Origin of the sequence: Mucispirillum schaedleri ASF457 (assembly GCF_000487995.2) — a bacterium.
Lineage (GTDB): Bacteria > Chrysiogenota > Deferribacteres > Deferribacterales > Mucispirillaceae > Mucispirillum > Mucispirillum schaedleri.
This window is the reverse complement of record NZ_CP097562.1, coordinates 957280-976770: the sequence shown is the minus strand read 5'-3', so window position 1 is coordinate 976770 and position 19491 is coordinate 957280. Positions and strand designations below refer to the sequence as shown.

Annotated in this window: 15 protein-coding genes, 5 tRNA genes and 1 pseudogene; 15 read left to right on the top strand and 6 right to left on the bottom strand. The window is 35.2% G+C overall.

The window, feature by feature from the left end; all coding sequences use genetic code 11:
• The first annotated feature begins 161 nt into the window (after positions 1–161).
• The 14 genes and pseudogenes from N508_RS04580 (at position 162) to rpoC (ending at position 12531) form a co-directional block, all read left to right on the top strand.
• Positions 162–234, top strand: a tRNA-Thr gene (locus N508_RS04580).
• Between the two features lie 42 nt (positions 235–276).
• Positions 277–361 (top strand) — tRNA-Tyr (locus N508_RS04575).
• Positions 362–371: 10 nt separating this feature from the next.
• A tRNA-Gly gene (locus N508_RS04570) sits at positions 372–445 on the top strand.
• 40 nt (positions 446–485) lie between these two features.
• A tRNA-Thr gene (locus N508_RS04565) sits at positions 486–559 on the top strand.
• A gap of 176 nt (positions 560–735) precedes the next feature.
• Positions 736–885 carry a 50S ribosomal protein L33 gene (gene rpmG / locus N508_RS04560; RefSeq protein WP_023275224.1) on the top strand — a complete coding sequence of 50 codons (150 nt, stop codon included), beginning with the start codon at positions 736–738 and terminating at the stop codon, positions 883–885.
• A gap of 175 nt (positions 886–1060) precedes the next feature.
• Positions 1061–1136: transfer RNA gene (locus N508_RS04555), tRNA-Trp, on the top strand.
• Between the two features lie 22 nt (positions 1137–1158).
• A complete protein-coding gene (secE, locus tag N508_RS04550) occupies positions 1159–1347 on the top strand; it encodes a preprotein translocase subunit SecE (protein WP_023275223.1) in 189 nt (62 codons plus the stop codon).
• Between the two features lie 4 nt (positions 1348–1351).
• Complete coding sequence (gene nusG, locus N508_RS04545; protein ID WP_023275222.1) at positions 1352–1879, top strand: transcription termination/antitermination protein NusG; 528 nt, start codon at positions 1352–1354, stop codon at positions 1877–1879.
• A gap of 54 nt (positions 1880–1933) precedes the next feature.
• Positions 1934–2359, top strand: a complete 426-nt coding sequence (rplK, locus tag N508_RS04540; RefSeq protein WP_023275221.1) for a 50S ribosomal protein L11 — start codon at positions 1934–1936, stop codon at positions 2357–2359.
• A 29-nt stretch (positions 2360–2388) separates the two neighbouring features.
• Positions 2389–3078, top strand: coding sequence for a 50S ribosomal protein L1 (gene rplA / locus N508_RS04535; RefSeq protein WP_023275220.1), 690 nt, complete (start codon positions 2389–2391; stop codon positions 3076–3078).
• A 163-nt stretch (positions 3079–3241) separates the two neighbouring features.
• On the top strand, positions 3242–3775 hold the full coding sequence (rplJ, locus tag N508_RS04530; RefSeq protein WP_040636672.1) for a 50S ribosomal protein L10: 534 nt from the start codon (positions 3242–3244) through the stop codon (positions 3773–3775).
• Positions 3776–3793: 18 nt separating this feature from the next.
• Positions 3794–4174, top strand: coding sequence for a 50S ribosomal protein L7/L12 (gene rplL, locus N508_RS04525; protein ID WP_023275218.1), 381 nt, complete (start codon positions 3794–3796; stop codon positions 4172–4174).
• A 129-nt stretch (positions 4175–4303) separates the two neighbouring features.
• Positions 4304–8239 (top strand): annotated as a pseudogene (gene rpoB / locus N508_RS04520) (DNA-directed RNA polymerase subunit beta); the annotation flags it as partial.
• A 236-nt stretch (positions 8240–8475) separates the two neighbouring features.
• On the top strand, positions 8476–12531 hold the full coding sequence (gene rpoC, locus N508_RS04515) for a DNA-directed RNA polymerase subunit beta' (protein WP_023275216.1): 4056 nt from the start codon (positions 8476–8478) through the stop codon (positions 12529–12531).
• A 371-nt stretch (positions 12532–12902) separates the two neighbouring features.
• On the opposite strand, the gene N508_RS04510 is transcribed toward rpoC, so the two are convergent.
• The 5 genes from N508_RS04510 to N508_RS04490 form a co-directional block, all read right to left on the bottom strand.
• Positions 12903–13628 (bottom strand): flagellar basal body L-ring protein FlgH, encoded by a 726-nt coding sequence (locus N508_RS04510; RefSeq protein ID WP_040636668.1) that lies wholly within the window; start codon positions 13626–13628, stop codon positions 12903–12905.
• Positions 13629–13838: 210 nt separating this feature from the next.
• Complete coding sequence (gene flgA, locus N508_RS04505) at positions 13839–14693, bottom strand: flagellar basal body P-ring formation chaperone FlgA (protein WP_023275214.1); 855 nt, start codon at positions 14691–14693, stop codon at positions 13839–13841.
• Positions 14694–14704: 11 nt separating this feature from the next.
• Entirely contained in the window at positions 14705–15493 is a 789-nt protein-coding gene (flgG, locus tag N508_RS04500) for a flagellar basal-body rod protein FlgG (protein WP_023275213.1), read from the bottom strand.
• A 23-nt stretch (positions 15494–15516) separates the two neighbouring features.
• On the bottom strand, positions 15517–16281 hold the full coding sequence (gene flgF / locus N508_RS04495; RefSeq protein ID WP_023275212.1) for a flagellar basal-body rod protein FlgF: 765 nt from the start codon (positions 16279–16281) through the stop codon (positions 15517–15519).
• A gap of 4 nt (positions 16282–16285) precedes the next feature.
• On the bottom strand, positions 16286–16906 hold the full coding sequence (locus N508_RS04490) for a lipoprotein (protein ID WP_023275211.1): 621 nt from the start codon (positions 16904–16906) through the stop codon (positions 16286–16288).
• A 229-nt stretch (positions 16907–17135) separates the two neighbouring features.
• On the opposite strand from N508_RS04490, the gene N508_RS04485 reads away from it, so the two are divergent.
• A complete protein-coding gene (locus N508_RS04485; protein WP_023275210.1) occupies positions 17136–19103 on the top strand; it encodes a methyl-accepting chemotaxis protein in 1968 nt (655 codons plus the stop codon).
• A gap of 117 nt (positions 19104–19220) precedes the next feature.
• Here the strand turns inward: N508_RS04485 and N508_RS04480 are convergent, their stop codons facing one another.
• Complete coding sequence (locus N508_RS04480; protein ID WP_023275209.1) at positions 19221–19490, bottom strand: hypothetical protein; 270 nt, start codon at positions 19488–19490, stop codon at positions 19221–19223.
• Position 19491: the final 1 nt, after the last annotated feature.

The window sequence follows — 19491 nt, the reverse complement described above, 5'->3', positions numbered from 1 at the left end:
AAAATAACATAAATATAAAAAAATCTATTGACAAACAATTAAATATTATGTAGAAATATTTTCGTCAAGCAAAGTGAATAAAAAAATAAATTTTTTTAAAAAACTTCTTGACAAACATTTCGGAAAAGAGTATAAACTATTTCCGCTTAATAAAGCGATATGCTGGTGTAGCTCAAACGGTAGAGCAGCTGACTTGTAATCAGCAGGTTGTGGGTTCAATTCCTATCACCAGCTTTTTATAAATGACCCGCCTATAATAAGGCGGTGATTTTTTACGGGGAGATACCCGAGTGGCCAAAGGGGGCGGGCTGTAAACCCGCTGGAATTTCCTTCGGAGGTTCGAATCCTCCTCTCCCCACCATCTTTGTTATGCGGGTGTAGCTCAGTTGGCTAGAGCATCAGCCTTCCAAGCTGAGGGTCGCGGGTTCAAATCCCGTCGCCCGCTTATCAATTAAAAGCATATAAACCAAAAACGGAAAGGAACTGCCCGAATGGCTCAGTCGGTTAGAGTGCGTCCTTGGTAAGGACGAGGTCCCCGGTTCAATTCCGGGTTCGGGCTTTTATTTGAATAAAGATAGAATGCAGATTTATTATGCATCAATTTAAAAATATTAAAAAAATACTTGCATTATTTTTAATGTAAGTGTATAAGCATAATGATTACCGCTCCAAATCGAGCGGGAGCCGGGAGCCTTATATGGTATGACGGCGCTAAAAAAAAGAAGGTTTGGTTCAATGAGAGAAATTGTCATTCTTGCTTGCAGCGAATGTAAGCGTCGTAATTACACTACTACTAAAAACAAGAAAACTATGACTGGCAAACTTGAAATCAAAAAATACTGCAAGTTTGACAAAAAACACACTCTGCATAAAGAAACTAAATAGCAGATAATTGATTTAAGTTTTTAGTGGTGTTACCACATTAAGATTCCCATTGTGGAATAATGGTATAAGTCTGATATTAGAAATACAGTATTTATGCCCGAGTATCTTTTGCAAAAGCTAAAGATATAAATATGCTTTAGCTGCCATATTGGTGGCAGGAAGCTTTAGATGATATAGACCAATAGCTCAATTGGCAGAGCACCGGTCTCCAAAACCGGGGGTTGGGGGTTCAAATCCCTCTTGGTCTGCCATCAGCTTTAAGAGAGGCTTATTGTGAAAAGTTTTAATCCAGTATCATTTTACAATCAGGTCAGGGATGAGCTTAAAAAAGTTAACTGGCCTGCAAGAGAAACAACTATATCCACATCTATAGTTGTTGTAGTTGTAGTAGGCTTGATTACTGCTTATTTGGGAGTTGTTGATGCGATAGTGTCAAGACTTGCTGGGCAGATAATAGGTTAATTCTATGGCAAAACAATGGTATGTAGTTCACACATATTCTGGCTTTGAGAAGCATGTTAAAACTCTTTTAGAAAATAAAGTGCAGACTCAAGGGTTAGAAGAAGAAATAGGCGAAGTTTTAATCCCTACAGAAGATGTTGTAGAACTTAAAAACGGTAAACGCAAAGTTAGTAAGAAAAAAACATTTCCTGGCTATATATTAGTGAATATGGAAATGAATAAAAATTTATGGCATGTTGTAAAAAGTCTGCCAAAAGTTACAGGCTTTGTTGGTGGTGTTGACCCTGTGCCTATATCAGAAAATGATGTTAATGCAATGCTTGCACTTGCAAAATCAGAGGCACCGCGTATTGCATCAACATATATTAAAAATGATGTGGTAGAAGTTATAGATGGGCCATTTCAAGGTTTTGACGGTGTTGTTGACGAAGTTATACCAGAAAAAGAGAAAGTTCGTGTTATAGTTAGCATTTTTGGTCGTCAAACACCTATTGAGCTTGATTACTTACAGGTTAAACGCAAAGATAAGTAACCTGATGTTTTAAATTAAATTAGTCTTTAAGACGATAATTTTTAGAGGTGCCAAATGGCAAAGAAGGTATTAGGGCAGATTAAACTGCTGATTGCTGCTGGTAAAGCAAATCCTTCACCACCAGTTGGACCAGCACTTGGTCAGCGTGGTGTAAATATTATGGAGTTCTGTAAAGCATTTAATGCACAGACTCAAAATTTAGGTGATTCTTCTGTTCCTGTAATTATTACAGTATATGAAGACCGCAGCTTTACATTTATTACTAAAATGCCACCTGCAACTGAACTTATCAAAAAAGAAATGAAAGTTCAAAAAGGTTCTAGTAATGTTGGTAAAGCAAAACTTGGCGTTATATCTCGTGAGAGTTTAAAACGCGTTGCAGAAATTAAAATGCCTGATCTCAATACAAAAGATATGGACCAAGCTATAAAAATTATAGCTGGCTCAGCTAAAAGTATGGGTTATGAGATTGAAGGCTAATGTAGAAAACTGGCAAGAGGAGCACGGAAATGTCCAGAAAAGGTAAAAAGTTCGCAGCAGCTTTTGGTTTAATAGACCGCACTAAATTATATGATTTAGAAGAAGCTATTGCACTGTCACAAAAGGCAGCCTTTGCCAAGTTCGACGAAAGCGTTGATGCTGCAGTTAAATTAGGTGTAGACCCACGACACTCTGACCAAATGGTTAGGGGTGCTGTAGTTCTTCCTAACGGAACAGGCAAAACTGTTCGTATTGCAGTATTTGCAAAAGGCGACAAGGCTAAGGAAGCTGAAGCAGCTGGCGCTGACATTGTTGGCGGAGATGAATTAGTCACTAAGGTTGAGGGTGGCTATATGGATTTTGATAAAGTTGTGGCAACTCCAGACATGATGGCTAAGGTGGGCAAACTTGGTAAAGTGCTGGGACCACGCGGGCTTATGCCTAACCCAAAAGTAGGCACAGTTACAAATGATGTAGCAAAAGCAGTTAAAGAATTGAAAGCTGGTATGGTGGAATTTAGAGTTGATAAAGCAGGTATTGTTCATGCACCTATCGGTAGAAAAAACTTTGAAACTAGCAAACTTGTTGAAAATATGAAAACTCTTGTTGATGCACTTGTAAAAGTTAAACCTGCATCAAGCAAAGGTATTTATTTAAGAGGCATTAATATTTCAACAACTATGGGTCCTGGTGTTAAAGTAGACCCTAAAAATTTCTAAATTAACTTTTTATAAGGTTAATTAATTTATTATTGATTTATTACAATGAAAAAAAGCGGGTTGAAGAAACAGGGTCTGCCTTCAGTGTGCAGTATAAGTCCTGTGGAAACTTATCTTTATATATTCAACCGGCTCTGTAATTTATGAGGTGATTACCTTGAAAATGCGTAAAGAGCAGAAAATAGAACTTGTAAACAGTATTACAGCTGAGATAAAAGAGTCTGCTGGTGTAATTATTACTAATTACAAAGGTCTTACATTTGACCAAATGGATGAAATCCGCAGAAGCTTTAAAGAAGCTGGTAATGACTATCGTGTTATTAAAAACACACTTCTCAAAAAAGCGTTAAACGCTGATAATATTACTGAGATTGACTACACTCTTGTAGAGCCCACTGCACTTGTAGTAGTTAAAGAAGACTTTGCTGCGGCTGCCAAATTAGCTAAAAAATATGCTAAAGATGCTGCAATGTCTAAATTTTTCGCTATCAAAGGTGGTTATTTTGATGGTATGGCACTTGACCAGAGCGGCATTGAAAAACTTGCTGATTTGCCATCCAGAGAAGAACTTTTGGCGAAAGCTCTCGGCAGCATGAACGCGCCGATTACGAATTTCGTGTCCGTGCTTGCGAATATTCCACGCGGTCTCGTAAATGTGCTTAATGCATTAAAAACTAAAAAAGAAAATGAACAGTAGTAAAATTGGAGGCTCAAAATGGCTGTAACTAAAGATCAAGTTTTAGAATTTTTAAAAAATATGTCTGTAATTGAACTTGCAGACTTTGTAAAAGAATTAGAAGAAGTGTTTGGTGTTTCTGCAGCTGCACCAGTAGCAGTAGCAGCAGTTCCAGCAGCAGGTGCAGCAGCTCCAGAAGCAGCTGAAAAAACTGAATTTGATGTTATTTTAACCAGCGGTGGTGCTCAAAAAGTACAAGTTATTAAAGTAGTTCGTGAAATCACTGGCTTAGGCTTAAAAGAAGCTAAAGCATTAGTTGATGAAGCACCAAAACCAGTTAAAGAAGGCATTGCTAAAGCTGAAGCTGAAGAAATCGCTAAAAAAATTACAGAAGCAGGCGGCACAGCTGAAGTTAAATAATTAACTTTAGAACTCTAACTTATTGTAAATAAAACACTTTATGTGCTAAAATATTGAGAGGGGGTCGCTCTGCATGGGCTTCCCCCTGTTTTGCTCAAAAAATCACGAACCATTGGTGGTGAGAAAAGGATGCTTAATACAAAAAAAACAATAGAGCGTATCAATTTTTCTAAAATTAAGAAAGTAATTGATATACCAGACCTTATTGGGGTTCAAAAACAATCTTATGCTGAGTTTCTTCAACAGGATATACCTGTTGATAAACGCAAGTTTCAAGGACTTGAAGAAGTTTTCCGTGAAATATTTCCCATAACAGATTTTAATGATACTTCTGTGCTTGAATATGTTAGTTATACTATTGAGAAAGCTAAATATACTCCACGGGAGTCTATTGATAGAAATACAAACTATGCTGCACCATTAAAAGTGAAAGTTCGTCTTTCTACTCATGATGTTAATGAAGAAACAGGAGAAAGAGTAACTTTATCAGCAACTGAAAGTGATGTATATCTTTGTGATATTCCACTTATGACTGACAGGGGGACTTTTGTAATAAATGGTGTTGAAAGAGTAATTGTCAGCCAGCTGCACAGGTCTCCTGGTATATTTTTTGAAGATTTAACTGCCGGCAAAAGTGTTTCTGAAAAACACTTATACAGTGCTAGAATAATTCCATACAGAGGTTCTTGGCTTGATTTTGAATTTGATTCTAAGAATGTAATGTATGTGCGTATTGATAAAAAGAAAAAAATCCCTGTAACAGTTTTATTAAAAGCATTAGGCTTAACTAATCAGGATATATTAGATACATATTACCAAAAAGATAAAATAACTATTGAAGATGGTAAATTTATTAGACAATTTAATAAAGACCATGTAATAACTGACCAAAAACTTACTTTGGGTATTAAAGACCCTGCAACAGGTGAATACATTGTTAAACCAAATGTATCTATCACAAAAGGTGCTTTCAAAAAAGTTATTAAATCAGGTCTTACAAAATATGAAGTTGAACCAAAAGATTTAATAGATACATATTTAGCAGAAGATATTATTGATGATGCTAATGGTGAAATTATTGCAGAATCTAATACAGCAGTATCAGAAGAACTTTTAGAGCAGATTACAGGGCTTGGAATAAAAGAATTTTCTATACTTTTTATCAACAGACAGACATCTGATGCAGCTATCAGAGACATTATGGCTATTGATAAAATAAAAACTAAGGAAGAAGCTTTAATAGAAATTTATAAAAAACTTCGTCCAGGTGAGCCTGCAACAGATGATACAGCAGCAGTGCAGTTTAATAACCTTTTCTTTAATCCTAAGCGTTATGATTTATCTCGTGTTGGTCGTTTAAAAATTAATAAAAGGCTTAAAATTTCAGAAGATATTGTTGCTCTTGATAAAGTAATTCTTTCAAAAGAAGATATTGTTGAAACTGTAAGAGTGCTTAATAACATTCGTCTTGGTGTTGAGCATATAGATGACATTGACCACTTGGGGCACAGGCGTGTAAGAGCTGCTGGCGAACAGCTGCAAAATCACATACGCATAGGTCTTGCAAGAATGGAAAAAACTGTTAAAGAGCGTATGAGTATTCAGGATTTAGAAGACTCTACTCCACAGGATTTATTAAATGCGAAACCATTATCAGCATCAATTAAAGAGTTTTTTGGCAGTTATCAGCTTTCTCAGTTTATGGACCAAAATAACCCATTATCTGAGATTACACATAAACGCCGTCTTTCTGCATTAGGTCCCGGTGGCTTAAACAGGGACAGAGCTGGTTTTGAAGTGCGAGATGTTCACACTTCTCACTACGGAAGAATATGCCCTATTGAAACCCCAGAGGGTCCAAATATTGGTCTGATTACTTCTCTTACTACTTATGCTAAAATCAATGAATTTGGATTTATTGAAACACCATATAGAAAAGTTGAAAATGGCAGAGTAACAGATGAAGTAGTATATATGTATGCTTTGCAGGAAGAAGATTATTATATTGCACAGGCAAATTCACCGCTTGATGAAAATGGTTATTTTTTAACAGACGATGTAGCATGCCGTTATGTAGGTGAAAATTTAAATGCTCCAAAAGAGCAGGTGCAGTTAATGGATGTTGCTCCAATGCAGATTGTTTCAGTATCAACAGCTCTTATTCCTTTTTTAGAACATGATGATGCGAACCGTGCATTAATGGGCTCAAACATGCAGCGTCAGGCAGTGCCGTTAATTAGAACTGATGCTCCAATTGTTGGAACAGGTTTAGAAAGAAAAGTTGCGGTGGATTCAGGCTCTGCATTAATATCTCTCCATGATGGTGTTGTTGATTATGTAGATGCAGATACAATTATTGTCCGCTATGTTAATGAAGATGGTTCTTTTGGTATAGATGTTCATGATTTAGTTAAATACCGCCGTTCAAATCAGGATACATGTATTAACTATAATGCGGGTGTTGTTCTTGGTCAGAAAGTTAAAATGGGAGATACACTTGCAGATGGTGCTTCTACTGACAGGGGTGAGCTGGCACTTGGAAGAAATATTGTTGTAGCATTTATGCCTTGGATGGGTTATAACTACGAAGACTCTATATTAGTATCAGAAAAACTTGTTAAAGAAGATGCTTTCACATCTATACACATAGAAGTATTTGAAATAGATGCAAGAGATACAAAACTTGGTGCAGAAGAAATCACAAGAGATATACCAAATATTTCTGAAGAAGCATTAAGAAATTTAGATGAAAGTGGTATTATCAGAATTGGTGCAAAAGTATCAGAAGGCGATATTCTTGTTGGCAAGGTAACACCAAAAGGCGAAACTCAGGCAACTCCTGAAGAAAAACTTCTCCGTGCAATTTTTGGAGAAAAAGCAGGTGATGTAAAAGACGCATCACTAAGAGTGCCGCCTGGTATATCAGGAACTATATTAGATGTTCAGGTTATGACTCGCCGTGATATTAACAAAGACCACAGAACTGAATTAATAGAGCAGCATGAAGCAGAGCGTATTGCTGCTGCATATACAAGAGAAGTTTCTGCTATTGAAAATGCTAGAAAAGACAGAGTTATTTCTCTGCTTATAGGCAAAACATTAAAATCAGACTGTGCAGGTTTAAGTGCAGGCACAGTATTAACTGAAGAAAACCTTGCTCCAATAACAGCAAGGGAAATGGCAAAATTTGATATTGAAGGAAAAGCAGAATTTGATGCTGAATATGCTGCAGCAGATTCTGTATGTATACAAGGCAAAAAAAATGCTGAAGAGAAATTTCAGGATAAACGCAGAAAAATAGAAAAAGGCGATGAATTATCTGCTGGTGTATTAAAATCAGTCAGAGTATATATTGCTATTCGCAGGCGTTTATCTGTTGGTGATAAAATGGCAGGCCGCCACGGTAATAAAGGTATTGTTTCCCGTATATTACCAGAAGAAGATATGCCATACTTACCAGACGGCACACCAGTAGAAATAGTGTTAAATCCACTTTCAGTGCCTTCTCGTATGAATATTGGGCAGATTCTTGAAACACATTTAGGCTGGGCTGCTAAAAAACTTGGAAAACATGTTGCAACAGAAGTATTTAATGGTGCAAAAGAAGCAGACATTAAAAAGATGCTTACAGAAGCAGGCTTTCAAAGCGACGGTCAGACAGTTTTATATGACGGCAGAACTGGTGAAAGGTTTGACCAGGAAGTTACTGTTGGTGTAATGTATATGTTAAAACTGCACCACTTAGTAGATACAAAAATCCATGCTCGTTCTACTGGTCCATACTCTCTTGTTACTCAGCAGCCACTTGGTGGTAAAGCTCAGTTTGGCGGTCAAAGACTTGGAGAAATGGAGGTTTGGGCATTAGAAGCTTATGGTGCTGCAAATATATTACAGGAAATGCTTACTGTTAAATCAGATGATGTGGAAGGAAGAACAGCAGTTTATGAATCTATTGTAAATGGCGACTTCAGTTTTACTCCAAATATGCCAGAGTCCTTTAATGTCCTTATTAAAGAGCTGCAGGGGCTTGTGCTTGATATTGAGCTGCTTACAGGCGATGAGCTTATTACAAACGAACAGCTTAATAATATCAGTGCTGGTATAAGAGATGATGATGTGCCAAGCAGTGATGATGTTGTTAGAAACATCAGTCTTGATATAGAGGCAGATGATGACGATTATGACAATGAACCTTTAGACGACAAAGGTGAATAGATTAGAATATCCTGCATAGCGATAAGCTGTGCAGCGAGTTTTTGCAAATGCTTGTAAACTTCAGTTAATGAGGTAAATTTAATATTATGAAAAAAAGTATTAGAGAGAATAAGAGTTCAGTGTTTTTTGATGCTATACGCATAAAAATTGCATCTCCTGAGAAAATATTAAGCTGGTCATCAGGGGAAGTAACTAAACCTGAAACAATTAACTACAGAACTTTCAAACCTGAAAGAGATGGTCTTTTTTGTGCCAAAATATTTGGTCCTGTAAAAGACTGGGAATGTTTATGTGGTAAATATAAACGAATGAAACACAGAGGTATTGTCTGTGAAAAATGTGGTGTTGAAGTTATCCAGTCAAAAGTCCGCCGTGTTCGTATGGGTCATATTGATTTAGCATCACCTGTATGCCATATATGGTTTTTTAAAGGAACTCCATCACGCATAGGCTCTATTCTTGACTTATCAATTAAAGATATTGAAAGGGTAGTATATTTTGAGTCATACATTGTTACTGACCCAAAATCATCTGGCTTAAAAGAAAGGCAGATTTTAACAGAAGAGCAGTATAGAAAATCTGTTGAAGATTTTGGTGCAAATGGCTTTGTAGCTAAAATCGGAGCAGAAGCTGTAAAAGACTTACTGAAAAAAGTAGACCTTGATTTACTTTTAATTGAACTTAAAAGCGAATTAAGAGAAACTAACAGTATGCAGAAACGCTTAAAACTTGCTAAAAGATTAAGAGTAGTGGAAGCATTCAGGAAATCAAACAACCGCCCAGAATGGATGGTGCTTGATGTTATTCCTGTTATACCGCCAGAATTACGCCCACTTGTTCCACTTGATGGCGGCAGATTTGCTACAAGTGACTTAAACGACTTATACAGACGGGTTATTAACAGAAACAACCGTCTTAAAAAACTTATGGAGTTAAATGCTCCTGAAATTATTATCCGCAACGAAAAAAGGATGCTTCAAGAGGCAGTAGATGCTCTTTTTGATAACGGCAGAAGAGGCAGAATAATCCGTTCAAGCAATAAACGCCCATTAAAATCATTATCAGATATGATTAAAGGTAAAAATGGTCGTTTCCGTCAAAACCTTTTGGGTAAAAGGGTTGACTATTCTGGCCGTTCAGTTATTGTTGCAGGTCCGCATTTGAAAATGCACCAGTGTGGTCTGCCAAAATTAATGGCATTAGAATTATTTAAACCATTTTTATATTATAAACTTGAAAAAGAAAGAGGCATAGCATCAACTGTAAAACAAGCAAAAAGAATGGTAGAAGAACGCAGACAGGAAGTATGGGATGTATTAGAGGAAGTAATCAGAGAACACCCTGTATTATTAAACCGTGCCCCTACACTGCACAGGCTTGGTATTCAGGCTTTTGAACCACAGTTAATTGAAGGTAAAGCAATACAGCTTCACCCACTTGTATGCACTGCATTTAATGCTGACTTTGACGGTGACCAAATGGCAGTCCATGTGCCGTTATCATTTCAGGCACAGCTTGAAGCAAGAACACTTATGCTTTCTGCTTACAATATTTTATCGCCTGCTAACGGGCAGCCGCTTGCTATTCCTACACAGGATATGGTTTTAGGTATTTACTATTTAACTCGTCCATTAAAAAATGCATTTGGCAGTGGTAAAATATATTCTTCTCCAGAAGAAGTAATTATTGCTATTGACCATGGCAAATTAAGCCTGCAGGCAGAAATTAAAGTAAGAATTGATGGTAAAATGTATGATACATCAGCAGGTCGTGTAATTCTTTACGGTATTGTTCCTGAAGGCATTGATTTTGAACAGGTAAATAAAGTTTTAGGTAAAAAAGAGTTAGGAAAACTTGTTGACTATATTTATAAAAAATTAGGCAACTGGTATAGTGTTACATTCCTTGATAACTTAAAAGATTTAGGATTTAAATACTCTACTATTGCAGGATATTCAATCTGTATAGATGATATGATTATCCCTAAAGAGAAAAATGAACTTATTGTAGAGGCTTATGGTAAAGTTCAGGAAATTGAAAGACATTACAGAGAAGAAGCGGCACTTTCTAAGGGTGAGCGTTATAACCAGATAATTGATGTATGGTCAAAAACTAACGAGAAAATTACTGATAAACTTATAAAAACAATTGAAAACTTAGGCGGCGATGCTTCAAAAGAAAATAAAAGAGAAAAATATTACAATACTCTTTATGTTATGAGTGACTCTGGTGCAAGGGGGTCTAAAGCTCAGATTGCTCAGCTTGCTGGTATGCGTGGTCTGATGGCTAAACCATCAGGTGAGATTATTGAAACACCTATTGACTCTAACTTCCGTGAAGGTTTAACAATGAGCCAGTATTTTATTTCAACTCACGGTGCCCGTAAAGGTCTTGCAGATACTGCATTAAAAACAGCAAACTCTGGTTATCTTACCCGCCGTCTTGTTGATGTTGCTCAAGATTTAATTATTTCAGAAGATGACTGCGGAACAATTAAAGGTATTGAAGTTGGTCCGTTATTCCAAGGTGCTTCAGTTGTTGAATCACTTGGTGAAAGGATATACGGCAGATACACATTAGAAGATTTATTTGACACATTGACTGATGAGTTAGTAGTAGAAGCAGATACTTTTATTGATGAAGAAGTTATTGAGAAAATAGAAAAAGCTGGTATTGATAAAGTAATGGTTCGCTCAGCACTTACATGTGACAGTGAATTTGGTATATGTAAAAAATGTTATGGTTTAGATTTAGCAACACGCCGTATGATAGAAATGGGTGAAGCCGCAGGAACTATTGCAGCTCAGTCTATTGGTGAGCCTGGAACACAGCTTACAATGAGAACATTCCATATTGGTGGTATTGCGTCTGCTGGTGGTATAGAATCATCTATGAGCTCAAGAATGGGTGGTTCTGTTGCATTTGAAGGTATGAAAACTCTTCGCAACAGGAAAAACGAAATAGTTGTTCTTAACAGAAACGGCTCTATTATGATTAAAGACGCAAGCGGTCGTATATTAGAAAAATATACTCCTGGATATGGCAGTGTTATCCGTGTAGAAGAAGGCGATACTGTAACAAAAGGTCAGCTCTTGTTTGACTGGGACCCCCATGTATCTGTTATTATGACAGAGTTTGCAGGAACAGTTGCCTATGGAGATTTAACAGAAGGCGAAACTTTAAAAGAAGAAGTAGACCAGACAACAAATATTTCTCAAAAAGTAGTTGTTGCTAACTCTAAGGAAAAACGCAGACCGCGTATATCTATTAAAGATGCGGATAATAAAACTGTTTATCGTTATGAATTAACACCTGGAACAATTATTTCATATAATGAAGGCGATGAAGTATATCCTGGTGATATTATTGCGAAAATCCCACGAGAAGCACAAAAAACTAAAGATATTACTGTTGGTCTTCCTCGTGTTGCTGAGCTTTTTGAAGCAAGGAAACCAAAAGACCCTGCAATTATTGCAGAAATTGATGGTATAGTTAAAATAGAAAATGCTGTCCGCGGTATGAAAAAACTTACTATTGAAAACGAAAATACTGGGGATAAAAAAGTATACAGCATAAACACTATGCGTTATATCAATGCTCACGAAGGCGACTATATTCGTGCAGGTGAAGCATTAATTGACGGTAACATTAATCCGCATGATATATTAGCTGTATTAGGTGAAGAAGCACTTGCTAAATACTTAGTAGATGAAATACAGATAGTATATAGAAAATCAGGTGTTAGCATTAATGATAAACATATAGAAGTAATTGTTCGTCAAATGCTTAAAAAAGTCATTATTGAAGATGCTGGAGATTCTGACTTTATGCCAAACGAAGAAGTATATAAAAGCGAATTTAAAAAAGTTCAGCAGGAGCTTTTATCTGAAGGAAAAGAACCGCCAAAAGGCAGACCTATACTTCAAGGTATTACAAAAGCTGCACTTAATACAGAAAGCTTTATTTCTGCAGCATCTTTTCAGGAGACAACAAGAGTGCTTACAGATGCGGCATGTTCTGGTAAAACAGACAAACTTCGCGGCTTAAAAGAAAATGTTATTATGGGTAAATTAATACCTGCTGGAACAGGCTCTAAACACATTATCAATGGTAAATTTAAATTTATCACTCAGGAAAATTAATATAACAAACTTATAAGGGGGAGCATTTTTGCTCCCCCTCGCCCTTATTATTTAAACCACGCTCTGCTAAAACAAGTTTGGCTATCGCTCACTAAAACTAGTCCTTAGCTTGCCTCTGTTTTATACTGAACTTTTAAGCAAAGTATCTAAAAACAATAGATAGTTTAAATAGATTATACATTACTGCAATATATATAATTTAGATTTTTCGCTTTGCTCAAAATGACAATGTGCTAATTGCTGTAATAACTATATATGGTTCAATATTTTTGGGTAAGTTCATTATAATAAATTTAACCTGCTTAATTAATTTTAAGCAGGTTTTAAAAGTGAGAAATGATTATATATAAAAGTGAATAAAATTGTATTTATTAAAATGGCCAGATAACATCTATAACTTTACCAAGCCAGCCTTTTTTAGTTGCCTGAGATAATGCACCAGCACCAGTATAAGTGATTTGAGCATCAGCAATAGCACTTGATGAAACTGTATTTGCTGCATCTATATCTTTCTGCCTTACAATACCTTTTAAAGTAATAGTTTGTTTTTCCTGGTCAATAATAATTTCTCTGTTGCCTTCAATTACTAAATTTCCAGATGGCATAATATCTACAATTCTTGCTGCAATAGTTGCAGTGAAAGAATCTGCTTTCCTGCTTGAGCCCTGTCCTTGATGGTTATTGCCTGTTGTTGCTGCAATAGTTGGCTGAAATGCTGCACCTGAGCCTAAAAAATTAGTTATGCCCATATTTGTAGGCAGCCCAAGCATTGCTGTAATGCTTGCATTATAAGTTGTAGATTTGGATGCCGAATTATTTGTAGAGTTTGAAGCTGAAGAATCTTCTTCAATTTTTACAATAACCACATCACCAATTCTTCTTGCTTTATAGTCTAAAAATATAGTGCCGCTTGAGCCCACATCTGACCATAAAGAAGGGTTTGGTTTATTCATTTCTGCTTCCTGCATTTTATATGCTTCTATTTCTGATTTATATCCAGATGATGGAATGGAAGTAATAACATCATCATAACCTTTTGAAGCACACCCTGAAAGAGCAGCAAGCATAACTGTAAGTAATAAAATAGTTTTTTTCATATATTCACCGCCTAAATATAAAATATAATATCTTCCTGCAAATATATAAGCAAAAGATATGCCAATAGAGACTGACAGCACAAGAGAAACCTGCCTGTAATTATAGTTATTTAATATTTGGGAAGCAAAATAACTATAACTCAGGCAATAGTAAGGAGATAAAAATGTTTATATTCACTTAATACTTTGGAAGCATTAAATATTGTTTTATTAAAAATCAGCTTTAACTATACTATTTCCAATATAGCTGCCGCTTATTATTTTCTGTGATGTTAAGTTTCTAACAAGCACTTGTTTTCCGGGCATTGCATTTTCTTCTACTACACCATGAGTTTCAATATGGAGTATACCATTTGATACTATAATTTTAACTGCTTCGCCTTTTTTAAGTGCTGGTTTTTCCTGAACTATATCAGCAGTGATAACTTTGCCAGCCGGCACTGCTTTTGATGATGCTAAACTTTCAGCATTATCAATAATTTCGCTTTTCAGGTTAGTAACTTCTACACTTACTTTTTTAACTTTTCCTGCCAGACTATCGCCAGCTTTTATTCTTTCAGTAGTAACATAAGCATCTTTAAAGCCTTTTACATAGTAGTAAATTTGATATTTATTATTATCAAGTTTAATTTGAGCATATCCGCCTCCAAGTTTTGAAGTATCGCATGATATATTCATTTTAACATTAGGATTATCATAAATATTTTCAGCTATTCTGATTTGGTCAACAACTATTTTCATATCAGGATATGCTTTTTTATATTCAGCTTCTATATATTCGGCAACTTTTTCATAGGAAAGTTTTTCCCATTCTCTGCTTACAAGAATATCATTTAATACAGTGCCTTTTATACCTGCTTTATCTAAATGAGATTGTATAACATCTTTTGTTATTAATGTTTCACTGCCTGCTTTTATACCGCACTCTACTTTGTTGTGTGGAATATGACTGGCAGTAAGTTCATCAAGATATACACAGTCTTCATTAATTGTTATATGTTTCTGAGCAAATGTATAACCTGCACTAAAAATCAGCATTAATACAATAAGTAGAAATTTTTTCATATTACACCGCCTTATCGTTTTAAGCTGGCAACTGTTTGAAGCATTTCATCACTTGTTTGAATTGCTTTTGAGTTCATTTCATAAGCACGCTGGCCTGTAATCATATTAACCATTTCAGTAACCATCTGCACATTACTTGTTTCTAAAAAGTGTTGTTTTACTTTTCCATATCCATCTTCTGATGGAATGCCAACCTGTGCAGCACCTGATGCACCTGTTGCAAGATATATATTTTCCCCAATTGAAGCTAAACCAGTTGGGTTTATAAACCGTGCTATTTCAATTTGCCCTAATTCTGTTTCTTCATCTTCACCCGGTAATTTTACGGAAAAGATACCATCACTTGATACAGATATTCTTAAAGCATTATCAGGAATATTTATACCCGGTTCTAGCAGGTAGCCTTCTGGAGATACCACATCACCATTTGCATCAATAGAAAATGCACCACTTCTAATATATCCGATGTTACCATCAGGTAATGTTAATTGAAAATATCCATCACCTTCAATAGTTAAATCAAGTTCATTATAGGTGTTATCATAGTTGCCTTGTGAATGTATTTTTTGAATTGCAACTGTTGCAACCCCCATACCCATTTGAATACCTGATGGATGGTTAATACCTGCTGCTGTTACTGCACCTGCTGATTTAATGTCTTGATACAAAAGGTCTTGAAATAAAACTCTGCCTTTTTTAAATCCATGTGTGTTTACATTTGCCAAATTGTTTGACATATTATCAATATTCATTTGTTGAGCCTGCATGCCTGTAGCTGCTGTCCAAAGTGAACGAACCATAGTATTGCCTCCTTACAATAATACTATTGTGTCAAAATCTGTGATGCTGCTTTCTGACTGATTTCATCATGAGTTTGAACTACTTTTGCATACATTTCATAACCTCTTGATGCCTCAATCATACGAACCATTTCTGCAATCGGGTCTACATTTGCTTCCTCAATGTAGCCTTGTTTTACACCTGCATTATCTGCATCTGTTGGTTCTATATCTACTGCAGCAAACTGATTTCTCCCAACTTTCTGAATCTGACGAACATCATCAAACTCCACAATCATAAGCTGGTCTCCTGCTATACCATTAGCATAAATCGTGCCAGTTTTATCTACTTCAAATCTGGCATTTTGGTCAACAACAATATTTGCAGTGCCTTCTGCGTTTCTACTCATTACTCTATAGCCTTCTGCTGTAACAAGTTCACCGTTATCATTTATAGTAAAAGCACCATCTTTTGTATAGCGGATACCCCATGGAGTATCTATTGCAAAGAAAGCATTATCCTGCTGAATAGCAAAATCAAATTTATTGCCTGTTTCTTTAATATGTCCCATCTCAAAGTTTGCAGAGTTTTCATGAAGAAGAACAGCTGTATTTATAGTTTTATTATAATGAGATTCTCTTATAAAATTCTGTGGGTATCTTTTATCTTCTGGTCTGTATACGGAAAAAACTGCCCTGTCTCTTTTATAACCATTAGTATTCATATTTGCTAAGTTGTTTGAAATAGAATCAACTCTGTTTTGCTGCATTAAAAGTCCGCTTGTTGCTGTATATAATCCGTTTTGCATGATACTACCTCACTATACCAAAGGCTTGTGGAAGCCCTGATTTAAATAATTCTTCAAAACCTAATAAAGTAAGCTCCTGCACAGGTCTTGCAGCTTTTGAAGGATAGTAGTAAAAGTTTTTATCAGATTTGCTGTTTACTACTACATTAGAGTGAAAAACTGCTCTTTCATCCTGCTCCATAATGCTTATAGAAATAACAGACGAATTTGTGCCAGTTCTTCTTTCAGGTGATTCTGCAATAGTTGTCATTAATATAAAATCAGCTTTTGAAATATCATTAGTAATAACTGCAAAGTTATTCATCTGTAAATATCTGCTGATAAGTGAACTATAATAAGTGTCATAAGTTTTTTGATAGCTTTTTGTAATAATAGCTGGCATAACATATACCAGTGATTTTTCAGGTAAAACTTCAAAAGGATTTACATTAAAATCAGCTACTGTTGCTCTTGTTTTATCAATAACAAGTGATGACAGGTTAGTTTCCAGTTCGCCAATAATAAGTAAAGGATAAAAACCTGTTGTAGTAAAGTTTAAAGGGTTAACAACTGCAACTGCTCCGCCTATTGAGTTACAGCCACTAACAAGTGCCAGTAAGGAAATAATTGTAATTAATCGTTTCATAATATCGCCTCCGCTTTTCTTATAGCAATATATGTGCCAAAACTTCCAAAGATTATATAATATTTTATTTTATGTATTTTCAGAAAAACACAAAATAGTAGTTGAATATTATATTTTTCAAGGTATAATAAAAAGATAAAAATGGTTATTTTAGTATATTATATTGTATTTAGGAAGGTAGTTAATGTTTATGTAATGATGTTTATAAAATAGTTTAGGAGGGTGGAACATGAGACTGACTATTGCTCATAAAATTATTATATCCGTATGCGGTGTTCTGGCATTTGCATTTTTAAACAGTGCTTTTGCAATATATTCTGAATACACTGCAGCAAAAACATCAGAGAGAATAGGTAAAAACTATATCAATGCCTATCAACAGATGGAAACACTTTCACTAAATACTCTTACTTTACAAGTAAATGTGCTGTCTTATGCTGCAAGCCTGAATGAAAACTTTTATAATAATGCACAAAACTTAATACAAGCATTAAGAAAAAATGCTGATGATTATAAAGCTTTTGTTACAACACCAGAAAATAAAAAATATTATATAGAAACTAATAAAATAATTGCAGAACATCATGAACTTGTATACAACTTTACTCAAACTATTTTAGATAATCTAGCATTAATAAAATCAAATACTGAAACTATGAAAAAAATGAATACATCTCTTGATAGTTCAGCAGCAACTGCACAACAGCTAATGAAAACAGCTGCACAGGCAGGCATAAACCAAGAATATATCACAAGACTTAATAACATCTATTCCCTTTCTACTCTTATCAAAACAGCATCCTATATGGCAGTTAAAACAAAACAGCCAGATATGCTTAAAACTATACCAGATAATTTTAATCGTATAAATAATATGGCATCAAATCTTGTGAATAATATAGATAATAAAAATATAACAGATGCTGTAAAAATAATAATAAATAATACTAATGCAGCACAGCAGTCATATAATCAGTTAATAGATATAGCAGCAAAAATGGCAGCATTGGAAAAAGTCCGTTTCCAGTATGCAGCTCAAATTAGAGAAATGAATACACAGCTTGGAAATATTGTTTATAATCTTGTTAAAACATCAACAGATAAATCTACTTTTGCATTAAAGCAGGGTATGCTTGCATCTGTTATATTCTTTTTTATTACATTTCTGACAGGTGCAGTTGGTGTTGCATATTTATATTTTAGTGTTATAAAACAGTTGAAAGGATTTGTTACTAATGTTGAAGATTTAACAAAAGGTGATGGCGATTTAACTGTCAGATTATCAGCTAAAAACAAAGATGAATTAAATGATTTAGCAGTAAGTTTTAATGCGTTTATAAAAAATGTGCAGGAAATAGTAAGCGAAGTAAAAGAAGCAGCAGGGGAAGTTGCCAGTGGAAATAATCAGCTTTCTGCTACAATGGAAGAACTGGCTGCCTCTTTTGCATCTCAGTCTGAGCAGATTTCAGATATGGCAGGTAATATTCAGGATATAAGAGAACTTTCTCAGGCATCATCAGTTCAGCTTAAAGACTGTTTAGTGGTTATGAACCGCTCGCAAGATATGACAAAAGCAGGTGCAGCACAGCTTGACTATGTAAAAACTAATGTGCTTGATATTCAGGATAAAACATCATCACTTTCAGCAACTATTGATGAACTTTCTGCAAGCTCGTCACAAATAGGGAATATTTTAACAGTTATTAATGATATAGCATCTCAGACTAATCTGCTTGCCTTAAATGCTGCAATAGAAGCAGCTCGTGCAGGGGAAGCAGGCAGGGGGTTTGCAGTTGTTGCAGATGAAGTGAGAAAACTGGCAGAACGCACTCAGCATGCAACAGGAGAGATAGAGTCTATTATTACATCTTTTCAGCAGGAAAGCAGCAGAGCATCAAAAGAAATGGCATCTTCTGGTGAAGCAGTAACATCAGGTGTTGATATGATTGGTGAAACAGCATCATCATTTAGTAATGTGGTAAAAGGAGTAAATGAAGCTGTAAGTGATACTGAGAGTGCAGCTGATAAAGTTAACAGGCAGTATGAATATATGCAGCAGGTGTCAGATAAAGCTCAGAGTGTTGCAGCAGGTATTGAAGAAAGTGATGCGGCTGTTGGGCAGGTAGTATTAACTATTAATCATTTACAGGAAAGAGCAGAAAGACTTAAAACACTTGTCAGCAGGTTTAGAATATAAAAACTATACATTATCCCCCTTTTTACGGGGGATAACGCATAATTTTATTGAGTGAGGATAAGAATATTGAAGCAGGTTTATACTAAAATATTAAATTTTTAAAATTAAAGAACATTTTTACTTACTATTAATCATTTTAGATTTTTGTCTTTCAAGCTCCATAACTTTTTGGTTAGAAGCTCCATCATTTTTACTGCGGTAGAAATTTAAATCATTATTTACTTTATTCATTTGTGCATCCTTATTTGTCCTTGCTTTTATTTCAGAATAACTTGAACTTGAACTACTGTTTTTTGAAATAATATCTCTGCTTTTCATACCAGTTTGAGCAAAGCATATATTTACTGCACAAATACTTACTATTAATATAATAATAAAATATTTCATA

Excerpts from the sequence above, each read along its gene's own strand:
- rpmG (WP_023275224.1), top strand. The coding sequence starts at position 736 with ATGAGAGAAATTGTCATTCTTGCTTGCAGCGAATGTAAGCGTCGTAAT.
- nusG (WP_023275222.1), top strand. The coding sequence starts at position 1,352 with ATGGCAAAACAATGGTATGTAGTTCACACATATTCTGGCTTTGAGAAG.
- rplK (WP_023275221.1), top strand. The coding sequence starts at position 1,934 with ATGGCAAAGAAGGTATTAGGGCAGATTAAACTGCTGATTGCTGCTGGT.
- rplA (WP_023275220.1), top strand. The coding sequence starts at position 2,389 with ATGTCCAGAAAAGGTAAAAAGTTCGCAGCAGCTTTTGGTTTAATAGAC.
- rplJ (WP_040636672.1), top strand. The coding sequence starts at position 3,242 with ATGCGTAAAGAGCAGAAAATAGAACTTGTAAACAGTATTACAGCTGAG.
- rplL (WP_023275218.1), top strand. The coding sequence starts at position 3,794 with ATGGCTGTAACTAAAGATCAAGTTTTAGAATTTTTAAAAAATATGTCT.
- rpoC (WP_023275216.1), top strand. The coding sequence starts at position 8,476 with ATGAAAAAAAGTATTAGAGAGAATAAGAGTTCAGTGTTTTTTGATGCT.
- N508_RS04510 (WP_040636668.1), bottom strand. The coding sequence starts at position 13,628 with ATGAAAAAAACTATTTTATTACTTACAGTTATGCTTGCTGCTCTTTCA.
- flgA (WP_023275214.1), bottom strand. The coding sequence starts at position 14,693 with ATGAAAAAATTTCTACTTATTGTATTAATGCTGATTTTTAGTGCAGGT.
- flgG (WP_023275213.1), bottom strand. The coding sequence starts at position 15,493 with ATGGTTCGTTCACTTTGGACAGCAGCTACAGGCATGCAGGCTCAACAA.
- flgF (WP_023275212.1), bottom strand. The coding sequence starts at position 16,281 with ATGCAAAACGGATTATATACAGCAACAAGCGGACTTTTAATGCAGCAA.
- N508_RS04490 (WP_023275211.1), bottom strand. The coding sequence starts at position 16,906 with ATGAAACGATTAATTACAATTATTTCCTTACTGGCACTTGTTAGTGGC.
- N508_RS04485 (WP_023275210.1), top strand. The coding sequence starts at position 17,136 with ATGAGACTGACTATTGCTCATAAAATTATTATATCCGTATGCGGTGTT.
- N508_RS04480 (WP_023275209.1), bottom strand. The coding sequence starts at position 19,490 with ATGAAATATTTTATTATTATATTAATAGTAAGTATTTGTGCAGTAAAT.